This window comes from Sagittula sp. SSi028 (assembly GCF_048553715.1).
Classification (GTDB): Bacteria; Pseudomonadota; Alphaproteobacteria; order Rhodobacterales; family Rhodobacteraceae; genus Sagittula.
Genome location: NZ_JBLZNC010000046.1, coordinates 1 through 729, shown reverse-complemented (window position 1 = coordinate 729; position 729 = coordinate 1). Strand labels below are relative to the sequence as shown.

Here is a 729-nt window from a genome sequence, read left to right as displayed (position 1 = left end):
TGGGCATTGACGGCGTCAATCTCTGGCATGGGGTGATTTCCTTCTCAAAGTGGCTCAACATGAGCAGAATCTTCCCTGAAGATCCGTGACAGAAGGAGGATTGGCAAAGGTATTTCCCACCGCAGGGGCTAAGCTGTCACCAATCCGCATCCAACCGAAAGACCCCGCCATGAAAGCCGTCCTCTTCGAGAAATTCCAGGAAGCCCCCAAGCTGACCACCGTCGCCGACCCCACGCCCGACCCCCACGGCGTGGTGCTGAAGGTCGCCGCCACCGGCGTCTGCCGCAGCGACTGGCACGGCTGGATGGGTCATGACAGCGACATCGACCTGCCACATGTGCCGGGCCACGAGCTGGCCGGCGTGGTCGAGGCGGTGGGTCGCGACGTGAAAAACTGGAAGCCCGGCGACAAGGTCACCGTGCCCTTCATCTGTGGCTGCGGCAGCTGTTCGGAGTGCCATTCCGGCAACCAGCAGGTCTGCCTGCATCAGGAACAACCGGGGTTCACCCACTGGGGATCCTTCGCGGAATATGTCCCGATCCATCAGGCGGACCTGAACCTCGTGGCGCTGCCCGATACGATGGATTTTGCCACCGCCGCAAGCCTTGGCTGCCGCTTCGCCACCTCGTTCCGGGCGGTCATCGACCAAGGGAAAGTCAGCGCCGGTCAATGGGTTGCGGTGCATGGCTGCGGCGGCGTCGGCCTCTCGGCGGTGATGATCGCGGCGGC

At 63.2% G+C, this 729-nt stretch carries 1 protein-coding gene; it reads left to right on the top strand.

What is annotated here, in order from left to right; all coding sequences use genetic code 11:
• Positions 1-169: 169 nt before the first annotated feature.
• Positions 170-729 (top strand): alcohol dehydrogenase catalytic domain-containing protein (locus ACN5AZ_RS18685; protein ID WP_419430397.1); only part of this gene is annotated, 560 nt, incomplete at its 3' end.